This window comes from Paenibacillus sp. P46E (assembly GCF_001909095.1).
In the GTDB taxonomy this organism is placed as follows: Bacteria; Bacillota; Bacilli; order Paenibacillales; family Paenibacillaceae; genus Paenibacillus_AQ; species Paenibacillus_AQ helianthi.
In genome coordinates, this window is the sequence record NZ_LVYZ01000076.1 from 1 (window position 1) to 18167 (window position 18167).

General features: G+C 46.7%; 14 protein-coding genes and 2 pseudogenes. 13 read left to right on the forward strand and 3 right to left on the reverse strand.

What is annotated here, in order from left to right:
- The first annotated feature begins 288 nt into the window (after nucleotides 1-288).
- The 4 genes from A3849_RS27110 to A3849_RS27130 all read left to right on the forward strand — a co-directional run bounded on the left by A3849_RS27110 (nucleotide 289) and on the right by A3849_RS27130 (nucleotide 9000).
- Nucleotides 289-5829, forward strand: coding sequence for an S-layer homology domain-containing protein (locus A3849_RS27110; protein WP_074114202.1), 5541 nt, complete (start codon nucleotides 289-291; stop codon nucleotides 5827-5829).
- A gap of 860 nt (nucleotides 5830-6689) precedes the next feature.
- A complete protein-coding gene (locus A3849_RS27120; RefSeq protein WP_256700974.1) occupies nucleotides 6690-7019 on the forward strand; it encodes a sensor histidine kinase in 330 nt (109 codons plus the stop codon).
- Nucleotides 7020-7297: 278 nt separating this feature from the next.
- Nucleotides 7298-7627, forward strand: coding sequence for a hypothetical protein (locus A3849_RS27125; RefSeq protein WP_074114205.1), 330 nt, complete (start codon nucleotides 7298-7300; stop codon nucleotides 7625-7627).
- Between the two features lie 356 nt (nucleotides 7628-7983).
- Nucleotides 7984-9000, forward strand: a complete 1017-nt coding sequence (locus tag A3849_RS27130) for a glycosyltransferase (protein ID WP_074114206.1) — start codon at nucleotides 7984-7986, stop codon at nucleotides 8998-9000.
- A gap of 100 nt (nucleotides 9001-9100) precedes the next feature.
- Here A3849_RS27130 and A3849_RS27135 read toward each other — a convergent pair whose 3' ends face one another.
- Nucleotides 9101-9676 (reverse strand): undecaprenyl-diphosphatase, encoded by a 576-nt coding sequence (locus tag A3849_RS27135; RefSeq protein WP_074114207.1) that lies wholly within the window; start codon nucleotides 9674-9676, stop codon nucleotides 9101-9103.
- A gap of 190 nt (nucleotides 9677-9866) precedes the next feature.
- Here A3849_RS27135 and A3849_RS33135 point away from each other — a divergent pair, with 190 nt between their 5' ends.
- The 5 genes and pseudogenes from A3849_RS33135 (at nucleotide 9867) to A3849_RS33745 (ending at nucleotide 12178) form a co-directional block, all read left to right on the forward strand.
- Complete coding sequence (locus A3849_RS33135; protein WP_178382813.1) at nucleotides 9867-10028, forward strand: hypothetical protein; 162 nt, start codon at nucleotides 9867-9869, stop codon at nucleotides 10026-10028.
- An 87-nt stretch (nucleotides 10029-10115) separates the two neighbouring features.
- A pseudogene (locus tag A3849_RS27140) lies at nucleotides 10116-10814 on the forward strand (response regulator transcription factor).
- On the forward strand, nucleotides 10811-11512 hold the full coding sequence (locus tag A3849_RS33735; RefSeq protein WP_256700976.1) for a HAMP domain-containing protein: 702 nt from the start codon (nucleotides 10811-10813) through the stop codon (nucleotides 11510-11512). The pseudogene A3849_RS27140 and the gene A3849_RS33735 overlap by 4 nt, the downstream one beginning before the upstream one ends.
- A gap of 12 nt (nucleotides 11513-11524) precedes the next feature.
- A pseudogene (locus A3849_RS33740) lies at nucleotides 11525-11692 on the forward strand (histidine kinase dimerization/phospho-acceptor domain-containing protein); the annotation flags it as partial.
- Nucleotides 11693-11725: 33 nt separating this feature from the next.
- Entirely contained in the window at nucleotides 11726-12178 is a 453-nt protein-coding gene (locus A3849_RS33745) for a sensor histidine kinase (protein WP_372237801.1), read from the forward strand.
- A 215-nt stretch (nucleotides 12179-12393) separates the two neighbouring features.
- On the opposite strand, the gene A3849_RS27150 is transcribed toward A3849_RS33745, so the two are convergent.
- Nucleotides 12394-12888, reverse strand: a complete 495-nt coding sequence (locus A3849_RS27150; protein ID WP_074114208.1) for a C40 family peptidase — start codon at nucleotides 12886-12888, stop codon at nucleotides 12394-12396.
- 184 nt (nucleotides 12889-13072) lie between these two features.
- A complete protein-coding gene (locus tag A3849_RS27155) occupies nucleotides 13073-14542 on the reverse strand; it encodes a hypothetical protein (RefSeq protein ID WP_074114209.1) in 1470 nt (489 codons plus the stop codon).
- A gap of 175 nt (nucleotides 14543-14717) precedes the next feature.
- Here A3849_RS27155 and A3849_RS27160 point away from each other — a divergent pair, with 175 nt between their 5' ends.
- The 4 genes from A3849_RS27160 (at nucleotide 14718) to A3849_RS27175 (ending at nucleotide 18044) form a co-directional block, all read left to right on the forward strand.
- Entirely contained in the window at nucleotides 14718-15170 is a 453-nt protein-coding gene (locus A3849_RS27160) for a divergent PAP2 family protein (protein ID WP_256700978.1), read from the forward strand.
- Between the two features lie 19 nt (nucleotides 15171-15189).
- On the forward strand, nucleotides 15190-15804 hold the full coding sequence (locus A3849_RS27165) for a DedA family protein (protein WP_074114210.1): 615 nt from the start codon (nucleotides 15190-15192) through the stop codon (nucleotides 15802-15804).
- An 87-nt stretch (nucleotides 15805-15891) separates the two neighbouring features.
- The gene (locus tag A3849_RS27170) at nucleotides 15892-17358 is read left to right on the forward strand and encodes a sensor histidine kinase (protein ID WP_074114211.1); all 1467 of its coding nucleotides are present in this window, start codon (nucleotides 15892-15894) and stop codon (nucleotides 17356-17358) included.
- Nucleotides 17355-18044, forward strand: a complete 690-nt coding sequence (locus A3849_RS27175; protein ID WP_074083972.1) for a response regulator transcription factor — start codon at nucleotides 17355-17357, stop codon at nucleotides 18042-18044. The genes A3849_RS27170 and A3849_RS27175 overlap by 4 nt, the downstream gene beginning before the upstream one ends.
- Nucleotides 18045-18167: the final 123 nt, after the last annotated feature.

Genomic DNA, 18167 nt, shown 5'->3' on the forward strand with positions numbered 1-18167 from the left:
GGAACTAACAGCGGATTAATGGCGAACATTATTCTAGAATTCATAGAGTAAGTTGCTTTAGAACGTCAGGCAGACACGCTCTAAGACGAGCGGGTTTCTAAAAATAGCCGGATATCTCTGAGATATCGATAAATATTTACTAGTACCTCCCCAAATGGGGAGGTACTTTTTTGCGCGAAAAGGCTTATAGTGGGGTGAACGCAATGAGGAATGACACAATGAAGTTTGAAGAACGGAATTATTTGTGAGAGATATATAAAGTTGAGAAGCGTTGGAGGAGAGAATGCGATGGATAGGGTGTATCAAAAAGGATTGTCGATTTTCCTGGTGTTGTTAATGGTATGGGGTGGAATCTCAGGAGTTATTGTACCTAGCGGGGGGACGGCTCATGCTGCGGGGGGCTTTGCTGGAGGAACGGGTTCAGCAAGTGATCCTTATCAGATTGCAACGGCGGATCAGCTGAATGAGGTTAGGAATCATTTAGAGGCGGGACTTTATTTTGAATTAACAGCAGATATTGATTTAAGCGGTTATACAAATTGGCAACCCATAGGGGAGATATTTTATGGGAACATGGATGGTAATGGATACAAAATCACACATTTGAGGATAAACAGAGAAAACAGTGATGGAGTTGGATTGTTCGGGAACTTTGGTCCTAATAATAAGATTACCGATATGAGAGTGGAAGATGTAGTGGTGAAAGGTCGGTATTATTCGGGAGGCTTGGTAGGAATGAACTCCGGAACAATCAGCAATAGTTACGCCACAGGGACTGTGAATGGCAATACCTTTGCGGGCGGCCTGGTAGGTGCGAACTCGATCAATGGAACCATCAACAACAATAGTTTCGCCACAGGAAGCGTGAATGGAAAAGAGTATGTGGGCGGTTTGGCGGGGTTCAACCGAGGAATAATTAGTGATAGTTACTCTACAGCTAGTGTAAATGCAGATAGAAATGTGGGCGGTTTGGTAGGAGGTAACAAGAAAGACATCAGCAATAGTTACGCCACAGGGAGTGTAGTTGCAACTAGTACTACTTCTTCAATTGTGGGTGGGTTGGTTGGTGAAAATTCCATCGGAACAATTAGCAACAGTTATACCACAGGGAATGTGAGTGGATATTTTGTGGTTGGCGGCTTGGTTGGCAATAACTTCAACGGCGGAGTAATCAACAACAGCTATACCACAGGAAATGCGAGTGGAGGAAGGTATGTGGGCGGTTTGGTTGGACTCGAAGATTCTATTTTAGATTCAGTCCACACCAGAATAGGAACCATAGATGGAATAGAAAACATAGCTGGAGTATCCGCGCCAGTGACAGGTGCAACACCAGTCACAGCGATAACTGCTTTTTCAGTCTACACAGCAACGGTTAGCTGGTCTTCAACGGGTTCCGTATTTGCTAGAGGAACGGCCTACATAGCAACGATAAATATTTCACCAGGATCAGGGTATACATTCAGTGACTTACCTGCTGATTTCTTCAAAGTGGCTGGAGCAACAACAACGAATGCAGCTGGTTCTGGAGTTGTAACCGCAGTGTTTCCGGCAACCCAAGTAGTACCAATCACAACCCCAGCCATAGCTGGAGTTACAGCCCCGGCAACAGGGGATACGCCAGTATCTATGGTATCGGACACGACAGCCTATACAGCGACGGTTAGCTGGTCACCAACCACAACACCTTTTTTAGGAGAAACAGCTTACACAGCAACGATTACCATCACACCAAAAGCATGGTATACATTAATGGGCGTGCCTGAAGATTTCTTCACTGTAGCGGGAGCAACAACGACGAATGTAGCGAATTCGGGTATTGTGACCGCTGTATTCCCTGCAACGGCAGCGGTGCCTATCTCAACAGCAGCGATTGCTGGAGTGACAGTGCCGGTAACAGGAGCAACACCCGTTGCGACAATAGCGGATACAGCAGAGTATACAGCGGCGATAGCCTGGTCTCCGTCAGCTGCAAGCTTTGCGGCAGCAGCCAGCTATACGGCGACGATTATCCTTGCGCCCAAACAGGGGTACACCTTAGTGGGAGTGGCAAAAGACTACTTTAAGGTAGCGGGAGCAACAACGACGAATGCAGCGAATTCGGGCATTGTGACCGCTGTATTCCCTGCGACGGCAGCGGTGCCTATCTCAACAGCAGCGATTGCTGGAGTGACAGTGCCGGTAACAGGAGCAACCCCCGTTGCGACAATAGCGGATACAGCAGAGTATACAGCGGCAATAGACTGGACCCCGGCAGATGTGAAGTTTGCCGGAGAAGTAAGCTATACAGCGAAAGTTACCCTCACGCCCAAGCCGGGCTATACTTTAGCCGGAGTGGCAAAAGACTTCTTCACCGTAGCGGGAGCGACAACAACGAATACAGCGGATCATGGCGTTGTGACCGCCGTATTCCCTGCGACGGCAGCGGTGCCTATCTCAACAGCAGCGATTGCTGGAGTGACAGTGCCGGTAACAGGAGCAACACCCGTTGCAACTATAGCGGATACAGCAGAGTATACAGCGGCAATAGACTGGACCCCGGCAGATGTGAAGTTTGCCGGAGAAGTAAGCTATACAGCGAAAGTTACCCTCACGCCCAAGCCGGGCTATACTTTAGCCGGGGTGGCTAAAGACTTCTTCAAGGTAGCGGGAGCAACAACGACAAATGGAGCGAATTCGGGTAATGTGACCGCCGTATTCCCTGGGACGGCGGCGGTGCCTATCAAGACCGCAGCGATAACCGGAGTGACAGTGCCGGTAGCAGGGGAAGCTCCGGTTGTGGCTCTAGCGGATACAGCAGAGTATACAGCGGGAATAGATTGGACCCCTTCAGATGCGAAGTTTGCTGGTGAAGAAAGCTATGCAGCGAAAGTTACCCTCACGCCCAAACCGGGATATACTTTAGCCGGAGTGGCAAAGGACTTCTTCAAGGTAGCGGGAGCAACAACGACAAATGCAGCGAATTCGGGCATTGTGACCGCTGTATTCCCTGCAACGGCAGCGGTGCCTATCTCAACGGCAGCGATAGCTGGAGTGACAGTGCCGGTAACAGGGGAAGCTCCAGTTGCGGCTCTAGCGGATACAGCAGAGTATACAGCGGCGATAGCCTGGTCTCCGGTAGACACAAAGTTTGCGGGAGCAGCCAGCTATACGGCAACGTTTAGCCTCACGGCAAAGCCGGGCTATACTTTAGCGGGAGTGGCTAAAGACTTCTTTAAGGTAGCTGGAGCGACAACGACAAATGCAGCGAATTCAGGCATTGTGACCGCCGTATTCCCGGCAACAGCAGCTGTGCCCATCACGACCGCGGCGATAGCGGGAGTGACAGTGCCGGTCGCAGGAGCAGCGCCGAAAACATCGATAGCGGACACAGCAGAATACACAGCGGCAATAGCCTGGACCCCGGCAGACACGAAGTTTGCAGGAGAAACAATCTATGAAGCGAAGATTACCCTCACGCCCAAGCCGGGCTATACTTTAGCGGGAGTGGCTAAAGACTTCTTTAAGGTAGCCGGAGCAACAACGACAAATGCAGCGGATTCAGGCGTTGTGACCGCCGTATTCCCGGCAACAGCAGCTGTACCCATCACGACCGCGGCGATTGCTGGAGTGACAGTGCCGGTAACAGGGAAAGCTCCAGTTGCGGCTCTAGCGGACACAGCAGAGTATACAGCGGCGATAGCCTGGACCCCGGCAGACGTGAAGTTTGCGGCAGCAGCCAGCTATACGGCAACGATTAGCCTCACGCCCAAGCCGGGGTATACTTTAGCCGGAGTGGCTAAAGACTTCTTCAAGGTAGCCGGAGCAACAACGACAAATGGAGCGGATTCGGGTATTGTGACCGCTGTATTCCCTGCGACGGCAGCCGCGCCTATCTCAACCGCAACGATAGCGGGAGTAGTGTTGCCGGTAGCAGGGGGAACACCAGTCGCAACTGTGCCAGAGACGGCAGAGTATACAGCCTCAATAGATTGGACCCCTGCAGCGGCAACCTTTGCTGGAGGAACAGCCTATACCGCAACGATTACAATCACGCCCAAACCGGGTTACACCTTAGCCGGAGTACCCGAATACTTCTTCAGCGTACCCGGAGCAATCACGACGAATACAGCGGATTCCGGTGTAGTCATCGCCAAATTCCCGGCGACGGCAATAATACCAGCGACAGCTATTCCCATCACGGCAGCAGGGATTGAGGGTGTAATGTTACCGGTAACCGGGGCCACGCCGGTAACAACGGCGACCTACTCGCCAGAATACACCGCCACGGTTAGCTGGTCGCCAGTGACAACCGTATTTGCCCCAGGCACGGTGTATACGGCAACGATCACAGTCACGCCAAGGGCGGGTTATACCTTAACGGGAGTGCCAGCCAACTTTTTCACGGTGGCAGGCGCAAGCACCACGAATACAGCAGATTCCGGTGTAGTCACCGCCGAATTCCCGGCAACAGCCACTGTGCCCGACACGGAACCCCCTGTGACAGCTATTCCTATCACAGCAGCAAGGGTAGCGGGTGTAACTGTGCCAGTAACCGGTGCCGTTCCAGTAACAACGGCGACCTACTCGCCAGAATATACGGCCACGGTTAGCTGGTCGCCAGCGACAACCGAATTTGCTCCAGGCACGGCATATACCGCAACGATTACAATCACGCCCAAGCCGGGTTATACCTTAAAGGGAGTGCCCGCCTACTTCTTCAGCGTACCCGGAGCAAGCACCACGAATACAGCGGATTCCGGTATGGTAACTGCCGAATTCCCGGCGACAGCGCCTGTGATCACCGATACCGACACGGGCACTGGCACTGCTTTTACTCCAACCACTACCAGCAGCGTAACCAGCGCAAATGGTAAAATAACGATTCCGGTAAACCAGGCGGGCGAGGTTAGCTTTGAGGATGGGGTTAAGATTTCGATCCCCGCCGGAGCAGCAGCCAAGGAACTGACCGTATCCATCGAAAAGGTGCTGGAGCCACAAAAGCTTTTCCCGAATAAAGAAATCCTGCTCAGTCCCGTATACGAGATTACGAAAAACTTTGCGGAGGACTTCAGTAAACCGGTCACGTTGAAGATTGCGTTTGATCCGGCCCTTGTGACGAGTAACCAACAAGCGGCGGTATTCTACTATGACGAAGTGAAGAAAGCCTGGATTGAAGCCGCAGACGGCAAGATCGAAGGGAATCACATTATTGTAGAGGTTAATCGGGTAGGGAAATATACTGTACTCAATGTGGATAAAGTGACAGGACTGCCAGTAAGAAAACCGGTCACGGAGAGTCCTACGGAAATTAACCTTAGGGATGTCGCTGGACATTGGGGAGAAGCAAGCATCCAGCAAGCACTAAGCATGGGAATGGTTAAGGGTTACCTGGATGGAACATTCCGGCCGAACCATTCGGTGACGCGTGCGGAATTCGCGGTGATGCTGATGAATGTGCTGAAGCCACAAGGCGCAGGAGCGCAATTGACATTCACGGATACAGCAACAATCGGAGCGTGGGCGCAGAGTGCAATCGCTCAAGCGGTGCAAGCAGGTATCATTACAGGCTATGAAGACGGCGGTTTCCGCCCAAATGCAGAAATTACCCGTGCAGAGATGGCGGTTATCCTCGCCAAAGCATTGGGTGTGACTACCGAAGTCAAGACTGCAACGGGCTTCTCCGATGACAAGGATATTCCAGCGTGGGCGAAATCCAGCGTGGATTTCGTGAAGGAAGCGGGAATCGTGCAAGGGAAAGGGGAGAATGCGTTTGCTCCTCAAGACTCTGCTACAAGAGCTGAGGCGGTGACGGTTCTTTTGAAATTATTGGCTCAACAGAAGAAATGAATTAGAGCTACATCGCAATATTTAGATAAAAGGTTGATAATATTATCCACACAGCAACAGCCCCTTCCAACCTGTGGAGGGGCTGTTGTTCTATGAGGATCACGTGCCACAACCTCAACCGTCGCAAAATACGGCAGTGGTTATAGATCATATATGGAACGAGTACCATTTCAGCGACCATGTTCAGCTTTACTTGAGTTTATCTGCATAATCGGAATTCAAAAGGCTGAATAAAGTTCTAATTCTGAATTGGAAGCTAGATCTACTATTCAGTTCCGCCTTGAGATTCCCGATTATTACATTTAAAGGGTCATTAGTATTTAAGTTCTATTTTTAGGTAACGTGTAAAGAGGGGGCGAATGATGAAATCGATAAAGACAGTACTCCAGGCCATTCTTTATGTAATACTAGCTGTTTCACTACATTTGACTTTAATCTATTTTCTTGACATAAGAATAGAGGGATGGGGAACAGAATTATTAACATACCTATTAAAGGTATACTTTGTGCCGCTATTATTGTGCTTTATTAATTCTTTAATGTTTATAAGGATACGGAGGATGAAATACCATATCAACTGGTTTTTGGTAACTCTGATCCCAAGCTGTTTACTCCTGTTATTTTTCAAAGCGATACAAGATGTTGGAGATCCTGAGTACGGGGCTTTCGTTTCTATTGAATTTTTCCCGAAATATCAAGTGGAAATGCTCTTTCTGCTTCCTTGGAGTATTTTTATTATACAATTTATTTTGACTCTATATTATCTAATCAAAATAAGAAAAAAAGGGTTTATGAGTTGAGGTTTCTGAAGGTGGTTAAAAATCACTGCTGATTATGCGAAATCATTAATATAAGATCAGTTGAAGCAAGTATGGATGTATCTGCTCAGCAACAGCATTAAGTTCACGCCTGAAGGCGGGAAGATCCGCATCAGTATAGTCAACAGTGCAGCAGAAGTACTTGTCACCATCAGCGATAATGGCGTCGGGATTTCCCCGGAAGAGTTCACCGCCGTATTCCAAAGATTTTACAAAATAGACAAGTCGCGAAACACAAATAACAATGGGAATGGTCTCGGACTTGCGATCGTTAAAAAAATAGTCTCCCTGCATCAGGGGAGTATTGAGGTGGACGGTGCGATTGGAGAGGGAACGACGATGATCATCAGGTTACCCGTACGCCAGACATGATGAAATCCTTGATTCCCGGTCCGTTGCCGATCTTCCTCCGTAACCCAATCGCATCGCTGATAAGGGATTTTTGTTAAAAAATGAAATACAAGTGGCTGACTTCTGCAGAATGTCCAGCCACTTATTTTTTTCCTCTGGAGCGGGTGAAGACCATGCGGCCTAGCCGTTTTCCATGGATTCGACACCGAAGTTATAATTATGGAATGAATTCACATCACTAAAAACAATCATTGTGGAGATATTATCATTCGAGGAAAACATTTTGAGGAGGGTCTCGATTGAAAAAAATTTCAGTAATGATTATGTCGGTATGTCTCATGCTATCTGTTGCCTCGGCGGTACAAGCAGCACCTAGTGAAACCCAGGTTAAACATGAAAAGAAGCTCCATGCTGAGAACCTTCATAAGGAAAAGATGCATAAAGAGCATGAAAAGAAATTGCACATGAAGCAACATGAGTCCAAAGGAATCAAAGCGAAAAGCTCTGAGGGGAAAATCATTAAGGAAAAGAGCCTGAAGGCAAAAAGCCTGAAAGCAAAGGGAAGTAATACAAAAGCAACCAAACTGCCAAAATCCGGTTTTGGCGGTGCAAGTGAACAAACCGAATAGAAGGCTGAAAGAGGGCGAATCACTTCTCCCTCTTTCTTTTCTGATATGAGAAAATGGGCCGCCAGCTCCATCAGAAAGTCAAAGATTCTGGAGATCAAGGAATCGGTTCCCCAATTCAAATAATCGGTCATTTTACATATTCAATACAGGTACATGATCTGTTGTATGAAACGTGCTCCTCGAAGTTTAATGTCTGTTTGTGCCCACTCCATATTTGTTTTTATTGCATAGTTTATTGTATCTCTGGTCTTATACCCTGTGAATAAGTTGAATGACAAGCTATATTATGAAAAAAACGATGTTCTGTTCGATAACCAGATATGATAAAAAGTAAGAGTTGGAGGGACCGTGGTTATATGCAAAAGTTGATTATCCCTGCAAAAAGAAAAAAATTAACAATTGTACAAGTGATTTCGAACTACCCAAAGGCTCAGCCCGTACCGTCTATTAAAGGGGGGACTGAGAAAATTGTGTATGAGCTGACGGAAGAACTGGTTAGACGAGGACATAGGGTGTTTTTATTTGCAGCTTTGGGAAGCAGGAGCAAGGCTAAGCTCATCACCTATCCCAAGGGGCTTCGGCACGAGAACCTGGCAAGATATGTACTGAATAAATTACCCGACAGAACTGACATTATCCATGATCATACATTCCGTTCCGCACTTGGTGTAACCAATCCAAAGATTCCAACCGTATGTACCGTGCATATTCCGGTCAAGCGGCGAGTCAAATACCCTGTATATGTAAGTAAACGTGCCCGCCAAAAGATGGGGAATAACAGAGGCAGCTGCGTTTATAATGGGATAAATACGAATGAATATGAATTTAGCGCAGTGAAACATTCATACTTGTTGTTTATAGGCAGAATCATTCGCAACAAGGGGATTCTGCAAGCCATTGAAGTTGCTGAAAAGACCGGGAAAATACTGATTATTGCCGGACCCGTTAAAGCCCCTCAGTTTTTTCAGAGAGAGGTAAAGCCGCGTATTCAGAAAAATCCTCATATTCATTATATTGGACCCGTAGGCGGGAAGGTGAAGCAACGGCTGATCAAACATGCGCAATGCGTACTATTCCCGACCCTATGGGACGAACCATTCGGACTTGTCATGGTAGAAAGTATGGCCTGCGGCACACCGGTGCTGGCGTTCAGAAGGGGTGCTGTACCGGAAGTGCTATCGGGTTTTCCAAATCTGATCTGTAATAACGTCGGGGAGATGGCAGTAAAAGTTAGAGCGAAGAAATATCCGTCCCCGAGTGTATTGAGGAAGTATGTAATTCAGCGCTTCACAAATAAGAAGATGACTGACCATTATATAAAAATATATCACGACGTTATTCAAAGAGAATCCATTGCCGGATTAATGAGGTGACAAAACGAAGAAGGGAAAAGGATAGTTAACATCAATCCAATTCATAATTGAAAAACGGCATGGGTCCAATCCAGGAGTCATGCCGTTTGTTTTTTGCCGTTTATTTACGGGATATTATAGGTAGAGAAGAAATGATTTTGTTGTAAATTCGGATTAACAGGTTTGGAACAGGATTCAAGCGGGCGCGCATTGTATACACCAAAAAGCTGATTAATGCGGCGAGTGCGGCTGAGCCTGCAATATCTCCGGGGTAGTGTACTCCCACATACACACGAGCAAATCCAGTTAAGCATGCCAGTACCAAGGCTACAGTTCCCCATTTCCGGTTTGTGAACAAGAGACTGAACGCAAGCGAAAAAGCGAGCGTGGAATGATCGCTTGGAAATGAAGCATCCGCATTGTGTGGGATCAACTGGTGTACAACATGGAGTACAAATGGACGAGGTTGATTGACCTCAGGAGATATCCATACAGTTGCTATTCCTAGAGCAACTACTGCGGACAGAAGAGCATAGAATGCCGACTGCTGCTGTTGTTCCTTACGAGTGAACCATAAAACACCGATCATAGCGATCATTAGCCATATAATATCCTGTGCAAAAAACTCCATTAAATCATCAACAAGATCCCATTTCCCAGCAAAGTGATTTATGATTTGAAATAACTGATAGTTCATTAAGGTTCTCATCCTCGCTTTTCTATTTTTATTTTAAAATTATAATCTGAAATTATTAATGATCTCTTAAATAAATCTTAAAAATGGATACTAACTGATTTCTAATGTGTCTCTAATAAGACTTTAACTTAATGATCAGGAAGTATCCGATGGAGACGGTGAGGTAGCTGACGCTAAGGAAGAAGCAGGCTTGGCGAAGCAGACTAAAATTTCAAAAGAGAAAAGTAATGCTCTTGCGCTCGAACAGGTGAAGGTAGATGCGGTAACCGGGAAAATCGTAAAAGTAGAGAAAGCCGACGCTTCGGATTCGGACAGCAATCAAGCGGAAGATACAGAATCCGCTGATGAATAATAAATAATATTGGACAGGATACTACTCCCAAGTGGATAGTTCCTGTCCATTTTTTAGGTTTAGCGCAGCGGAAAAGGAGAAATGAATGTGGAGCAGTCTATACTGGTTATAGATGATGAAGCAAAAATCTCCCGGCTCTTGGAATTGGAGCTGACTCATGAGGGTTACCATGTTGAGGTTGCCAAAACCGGCAGGGAGGGGTTGGATAAAGCGCTCGGACAAGCCTGAAATCTCATCATCCTGGATATCATGCTACCGGAACTTAATGGTGTGGAAGTTTTGAGAAGACTACGGAAAGTGGATGCATACACTCCGGTCATTATGGTAACCGCCCGAAATACCACTTCTGAGAAAGTAACAGGGTTAGATCAGGGAGCAAATGATTATATTACCAAGCCGTTTGAAATAGAGGAGCTGCTGGCCAGAATTAGAGCAAACATCAGGCTTCACGGCAACCTGCCGAATCCAGCAGAAGAGTCTAATCTTCTCCAAATCGATAAACTGATGATCAACAAACAGACAAGAGATGTGGTCCGTGAAGGACAAAAGATTGAGCTCACCCCTAAAGAGTTCGACCTATTGGTTTTTTTGACAGAGAACAAGAACCATGTACTGAACCGGGAACAAATCATTAATCATGTTTGGGGTTTTGACTTTGTCGGAGATACCAATGTAGTGGATGTGTATATTCTTTATGTTAGAAAGAAAATCGATTCAGGCTTTAAGAACAAGCTAATCAAAACCATACGCGGCATCGGTTATTGCATCAAGGAGGAAGAGGGGTGAAGCTTAGAACGAAAATCACCTTATTGACCTCACTTTTGCTTATCGGCATTTTATTATGCGTGGATATTGCTGTGTATTCGCTTTTTATCAAGAGTGCCACCCAAAATGCGGGTGAAATGCTCCTGAGCAAATGGGAGCCCGTTATCGAACAGGGGGAATCGATGAGCACGGAGGCTCAAGATGTTCTGCTATACAAGTCACTAACGGAAGATACGCTCATTCGAATATCCATCCCTGGTTCTGATTCTGTCCGTACGATTACGAACGGCGCAGATTTTGATTTGAACGAGGTACCGGTTACCGATAACAGAACTAAAGGCACCAAGCTTTTACAAAAGGATGACGAACGGATACTCATGGTCTATATTCCAGTGGAGACCGCGAGCGGAGACATGGGAGGCTTTGAGATTGCGGAGAAAATGGATGATTTGGAGACTAATCTTAAAATCCTTGTGACGATCCTGACCTCAACCACCTTCGGAGCTGTCCTGCTCTGTATGCTGGGTGGAAGCATGCTTTCGCGCACCGTTGTCCGGCCGATTACAAGCAGCATAAGAACGATGAGGGAGATTGAACGCAGCCTCGCCTTCATGAAGATTTCCTACAAGGGGAAAAACCGTGATGAGCTCTATGAAATGACAGAGACGTTTAACCGGATGATGGAAAGGCTGGAGGAGAGCTTCTGGAATCAGCAGTAGTTTGTCTCCGATGCCTCCCATGAGCTCAATACGACCCTGATGATCATAGAGGGGTACTCGAACATGCTGAGACGCTGGGGAGCTCATGATAAGAAGGTGCAAGAGGAAGCTGTGAAGTCCATATATGAGGAAACCAAACGCATGCGGATAATGACACAGCAGTTGCTTAATCTGGCTTCCTCGCAGCAAGGCGGACAATTTACACCAGAGTCTGTGAATTTGATACAAACCTGTAAACTGGTGATTGCCCACTTCAGCCAGTTAAGCACGAGGAAAATCATTCTACATTCTAAGGAGAAGGACAATGTAATAGAAGCGGATCACAGTAAAATAAAACAACTGCTGATTATTTTGCTGGACAATGCCTTGAAATACAGCACAGCCCCGGTGGAATTACATCTAACCAAGCAAGAGGAATATGTTCAATTCATTATTAAAGATTACGGAATCGGGATCCCCCAAGGGGAGGTAAAGCATGTGTTTGAACGCTTTTACCGTATCGACAGCTCACGTCACAGAAAGACGGGCGGAACCGGCCTTGGGCTGCCCATTGCGAAATCAATAGTGGAAGAGCATCATGGGGAAATCCGGATTGAGAGCCACGAGGGTGCAGGAACTGAGGTTATAGTGACACTACCGACGGCTCTATCCATCCGGAATACTTGACTGCTAGAGACAGGTATTCGGATAGAATTATTATTCGCTAAACAAACAAGCCGTCTCTGAGGTTCAGAAACGGCTTGTTTGTTGTACTATTAATTTTCGTTCTGCCCGCCTTCATCATCGAAGGAAGGATGAACATTAGGTGTTGAAGCAGGGGCGGCTGGTAGAGCTGCTGCTAAGCTGTTGTCCGTAACAGGGCTCACAACGGTTTGTCCATTCTAAGGCAAAACCCGGCGTGCTGTTCTGTAGTGGGAATTCCACCAGCCTGTATTCAGTGGAGTAATTGTAACTCCCCCTTTTCCGTACGTGTGTAGCAATTTTCCATCACCCATATAAATGGCAACATGATGAATAGGGGAATAGAAGAAAACCAGATCTCCAGGCTGGAGCTGATCTCTTGGTACGAATGTTCCGACTGTGGACTGCTGTCTGGAAGAGCGGGGAATGGATATCCCATTTTGTTTAAAGGCAAACTGTGTAAAAGAGGAGCAGTCGAAAGCATCGGTTCTTCCTGATTTGGCACCGAATTGATAAGGAACCCCCTGATACTTCAGGCCAGTTGAGATGACTTGATCTGCAGTAGTTGCAGCAGTGGCAGCATAGGCTGTATTCGTGTTATCCAAAAAGCCCGTACCGGCAGAAAGTAAAGCTATACCTAAGCTGACTCCAATACCAAAGTTGCGGAAACGGTTTTTTTTGTAAGTTGTGTTCATCTGTTACCTCCCATTGTTGTGTTTGGGTGATCACCTGAACCAACTTTATCACACTTGAATTTAACATAAATTGCTAAGCGTTGATGGATAACTGTAGTCGTAAGCGTTTTCCGCCTTTTATTAGAGTATGATAAGAATTTTCACATCAGGTTCTTATTGACATATTCGAACTATGGGTCTACCCTCACTGAGCAGATCCGGCAGTGGTATTTGTGAAATCGAATACACTGCCATTTTCTCCTTTATAAACAGGCTGTCCAAATTGGTTCACCCATCCTTCGAAAAGCTTTCGAGAGATTCCATTGCTTACAATCACATAATCCGGATGATCATAAGCAACAATTTCGGGAAGGTATTCAGAAAAACCATACATAGAGCGCTCAAAGGCCGTCCAGCCCAATACGCCAAGAGAATCCTTCGTAACGAAGGGGTCCTGCCTGCCGTCACAAAGCACATCCCCGCCACGGAACATGACATAACCGGAAGCTCCGTACCGGGCAAAGACTTTGGGCCGGGAACCATCCGGTGTTCTCTGCAAGATAAAGTTCATCTCATCGACCGGATAATTTTTGGCATCAATAACAGGTGGAACTACAAAGATATACCCAACATTCAGTAGCAATCCTGCCGTTAGGCATACCTTCAAGGTGCTCTGCCGGATGAGCACACCAGGTTTACGGAAATAAGCAAAGGGAATCGCTTCAAACAAGATAGCTGCAAAATAAGGAATAAATAGCCACATAAACAAATTTTGCTTGAAGTTGGACACGCCCAAATACAAAATGCCAAGCATGAGAAAGAAACGGAATGGTTTCCCCTGAAGCGAAAATGGAAGGGTGCAGGCAAAGAATAGCAGTAGCAGCAGAATGGGGATGTTTTCCAGGCTGCTGTAATGAATCGGCTGCCATTCGTTGATCAGCAGATTAAAGTTTTTTTTCGTCACCGTCAAGATGTACAGAAGACTCTTCCATCCACCCGGATTTAAAATACCGATCAACCAGACAAAAACAAAAACGATCGTTTTGCGCAAATTTATAGTTTGATCTAGTAAGGATTCAAACAGCGCCATCCCTGTAAATACAGCAATAACAAGCCATACTCCCGCATGAAAATTGGCCGTCATCCATGAAAGGATGATCATGGCAGTGGCATACTTCCCTTTGGCTTTCAGCTGGTATTCCCTTAAATAAACGAAAAACCAGACGATCATAAATGAAGAGATCATTTGCGGACGGCCCTTAAAATAATTGTAATAAATCCAGATGGAGATCAGTAATGCAAATGGAAGCAAGAGAACATGCTCTTCCTGAAGCCCTAGCTCTTTACGCGATACTTTGCCAAGCCGGTATAGTCCAAGCACTAGAAAGAACAAACAAACTGCAGTCAAGAGGTATACCCCCGGCCAGCCAAACGCTGAATAAAGCGGGGCTACCAGAATTTGAAATCCGAATTCATGCGGCACATAAGGCAGCTTGTCTCCATAAAAAGTATGGATTGCATAGTGCAGAATCTGTCCGTGATCAATCATGTAACGGCCAACCTCTATATGCCAGAAGGTATCTGGATCATTAAAAGAAAACTTGGGGATCATCAGCAGTACGATACCAATAATACATATGCAGTATAACCATTTGGGTACATTAAACTTCAGCATGGTTGAACTCCCTTTATTTTTTTGTTCCACTATAACAGATACTTCTTAGAAAAGGGTGAAATTCTCCGGTATGGATAAATTAATAAACGCTTAAGATTTGTTTCATGACCAGTTTATACATAGGCATTACACTTCAATTAAACGGACCCAGTTGATAACAGGAGGTTTACCGACATTGCATACGCATACGATCTATAATTTCCCCCTTGTATCCGCCTTAATCTCTATGATCCTGGCCCAGGTTATCAAGGTCCCCTTGAATCTTTTCCGTAACGGAACCTGGAATTCGACTCTGGCTTTTAGTACAGGAGGAATGCCAAGCTCGCATTCTGCAGCGGCGGCATCCCTGGCGGCGTCTGTAGGGATTATTAACGGTTTTGATTCTTCTCTGTTTGCCATTGCCTCGGTCGTATGCGCGATCACAATGTATGATGCAGCGGGTATCCGCCGTCATGCAGGGATGCATGCTGCTCTATTAAATCGGATAAGCAATAATCTTTCGCAGATCACGAAAGATGAGACACCAGCAGTACAACTCAAGGAACTTCTCGGCCATCGACCGCTTGAAGTGTTGGCCGGATTGGTGCTGGGGGTCGCAATCAGCTTTATATTGAATACTATTTTCTAAATGAAACGGAGGGGAAACAATGCAGCAACTGCTGACCGCAATATCTGAAACGGCGCTCCACCTTGTAGATACAATGGGAATCTGGGGAATTTGGATCGGAATGATCCTGGAGAGCGCCTGCATTCCCATTCCCAGTGAGGTGATTATGCTCAGCGGCGGTTTTCTGGTTGCCCAGGGATCACTATCGTTTGCAGAAGTTGTTGTTGCCGGAGTCGTTGGGAATCTCATCGGGTCAATCCTTGCCTATTATGTCGGCAGAGCCGGGGGCAGGAGGCTGCTCGATAAGTACGGTAAATATATTCTTTTGAATGCACATCATCTGGAACAGGCGGAACGCTGGTTTGCGCGATTTGGGGAGGGAACTGTATTTTTCACACGGATGCTGCCTTTTATAAGGACGTTTATCTCTTTACCTGCAGGGGTTGCCGGCATGAAATCCTGGAAATTTGTAGTATTCACTTTTCTCGGCTGTATTCCCTGGAACATCGCCCTTGTATATCTCGGATACCGGCTGGGAGGGAACTGGAGCATTGTAGAGCAGTATTTACATCCGGTGAGCTATGCTATATGCGGAGTTGTGGTGCTGCTGCTGGCATGGTGGCTGTTGCGCAGAAAAAAGGAACGGGCGGCATAGGTTTCCGACTTGTACTTTCGTATGCTGCATGAAATGTCGTATGATAAGTACATTCTGGAACTATAAGAGACAGGGTGATTACCGGATATGTCCATTCGTTTGAAATTTCTGCTGTCTTATGCGGCAATGCTGATCGTTCCGCTGCTCCTGCTTCTCCTGACGGCCTCGCTGCTGACAATCGTCTATCATGGTGATGTACAAAGCCTGAAAAGCACATATGAGAATAAATTTGAAGGTATTGAAGAGAGGGATACCCGCAATCTGATCAAGCACACCTTTATGCAAAATACAGATTTGCTTACGGACACCGCTTTTTTGGACGATTTGTCGGCGGATATGCTCAAGAAGAACACTTCACTATTCATCCGCTCTAACCAGAAGACACTGTATGCTTCAAAGGGTCTTCTGCTTGAACAGGGGTTGTTGGATGAACTGCCAGCTTTCAAGAATGCAGGGGTTCATGAAGAACCTTTTCGGAAGAAGTATAATAATGACTGGTATCAAATCGCTCAATTTGACTTATTATCGAAAGCATCAGAGCCCGTAAGTATTTTTCTGATCAACAAAACGGATCCTCTGGTTCACTTCGTGAGGACCTTCTTTCCGATTCTGTTCCTTTCTACCGTAGTCATCTTGCTGCTGACGCATACGCTGTTGACCACCTATATGTCCAGAAAGATTATCCGTCCCTTACTGGAACTGCGCGAAGCGGCGGGGCTAGTGACTGAGGGGAATTTGGACTTCAGGGTGAAAATTGACAGCAAGGATGAGCTGGGTCAGCTTGGGATGGCTTTTGAAGAAATGAGATCAAGACTTCAACAATCACTTCTCATGCAGCAGCAATATGAATCCAATCGCAAAGAGCTGATCACGAATATCTCCCATGATTTAAAGACACCCATCACTGCCATTAAAGGCTATGTGGACGGAATATTGGAAGGCGTGGCGGATTCGCCGGAAAAAAATGAAAAATACATGCGTACGATTGCCGCCAAGGCCGGTGAAATGGATCATCTGATTGATGAATTGTTTCTGTACTCGAAGCTGGATATGCAGAAGCTGCCCTTTTCTTTTGAATCTGTACCCATTTTGCCCTTCCTGAAGGACTGGGCTGAGGAGCTAGAGGTGGAGCTGGAGAAACGGGAGGTTGATCTGCAAATTGACATGAACAGCGGGGAAGCGGCACGGATATCGGTAGACCGTGACTCATTCAAGCGTGTGCTAGGCAACATCATTCAGAACAGTCTAAAGTATATGGATAAGCCTGAGAAAAGAATCACGGTGCAGACTCTGGTTGAGGGAAAGAACTTTACGTTGGCCATTGGTGATAATGGGCCGGGCATTCCCCCGGAAGCGGCCGGGCATATCTTTGAACGGTTTTACCGGGCGGAACAGTCCAGGAATACGAATACCGGCGGCAGCGGACTGGGCCTTGCCATCGCTAGACAGATTATTCTGGAGCATGGGGGAACGATTCATGCGGACAGTAAGGAAGGTGAAGGGACGGAGATCCGCATTGTTTTACCGATCGAAGAAGGAGGCGCAGGAGAATGAAGCGGACGATATTGATTGTGGAAGATGAGCCTTCGATTGCCGAGCTTCAGCGGGATTATCTGGAGATGAATGGATATCAGACCGAAATCGCCGTAAACGGAGAACAAGGCCTGGAGCTCAGCCTTAGCGGGAAGTTCGAGCTCATTGTGCTGGATGTCATGCTGCCCAAGCTGAACGGTTTCGAGGTATGCAAAAGGATTCGCGGCGAGCTTGATATTCCTATCCTGATGGTCACCGCCAGACGGGAGGATATCGACATTGTGCGCGGGCTGGGTCTTGGAGCGGATGATTATATGACCAAGCCCTTTAAACCCGCTGAACTGGTTGCCAGAGTAAAAGCCCATTTGTCCCGATATGACCGCCTCAAGGGCCGGGGATCATCCACGAGTGAGCTGGAAATCAGGGGGCTCAGACTGAATCCGGACTCCCGCCGTGCTTTTGTCCGGGATGAAGAGGTGTCGCTCACCACGAAGGAATTTGATCTGCTCTACTTTCTTGCATTACATCCCAATCATGTATTCAGCAAGGATCAGCTTTTTGAGCGGCTATGGGGAGTTGACTCTCTCGGAGATACCCAGACGGTAACCGTGCATATCCGCAAGCTCCGCGAGAAAATCGAAGAGGATTCTGCCAATCCGCTATACATCGAAACACTTTGGGGCGCCGGATATCGGTTCCGCTCCTGAATATAAGCAAGTGGAAACGGCTACGCCGTCCTTTTAAAGGACGGGGTGTTTCAGCGAGAAATAGAAGGATAATATATAGCGTGAAACATATAAATTCTTATATTTCAAAAAAGCCAAAGCCTT

What these genes read in the sequence shown, in the direction of transcription:
- A3849_RS27175 (WP_074083972.1), top strand. Translation starts at nt 17,355, where the DNA reads ATGAAGCGGACGATATTGATTGTGGAAGATGAGCCTTCGATTGCCGAG.
- A3849_RS27170 (WP_074114211.1), top strand. Translation starts at nt 15,892, where the DNA reads ATGTCCATTCGTTTGAAATTTCTGCTGTCTTATGCGGCAATGCTGATC.
- A3849_RS27135 (WP_074114207.1), bottom strand. Translation starts at nt 9,676, where the DNA reads ATGAACTATCAGTTATTTCAAATCATAAATCACTTTGCTGGGAAATGG.
- A3849_RS27165 (WP_074114210.1), top strand. Translation starts at nt 15,190, where the DNA reads ATGCAGCAACTGCTGACCGCAATATCTGAAACGGCGCTCCACCTTGTA.
- A3849_RS27150 (WP_074114208.1), bottom strand. Translation starts at nt 12,888, where the DNA reads ATGAACACAACTTACAAAAAAAACCGTTTCCGCAACTTTGGTATTGGA.
- A3849_RS27110 (WP_074114202.1), top strand. Translation starts at nt 289, where the DNA reads ATGGATAGGGTGTATCAAAAAGGATTGTCGATTTTCCTGGTGTTGTTA.
- A3849_RS27130 (WP_074114206.1), top strand. Translation starts at nt 7,984, where the DNA reads ATGCAAAAGTTGATTATCCCTGCAAAAAGAAAAAAATTAACAATTGTA.
- A3849_RS27155 (WP_074114209.1), bottom strand. Translation starts at nt 14,542, where the DNA reads ATGCTGAAGTTTAATGTACCCAAATGGTTATACTGCATATGTATTATT.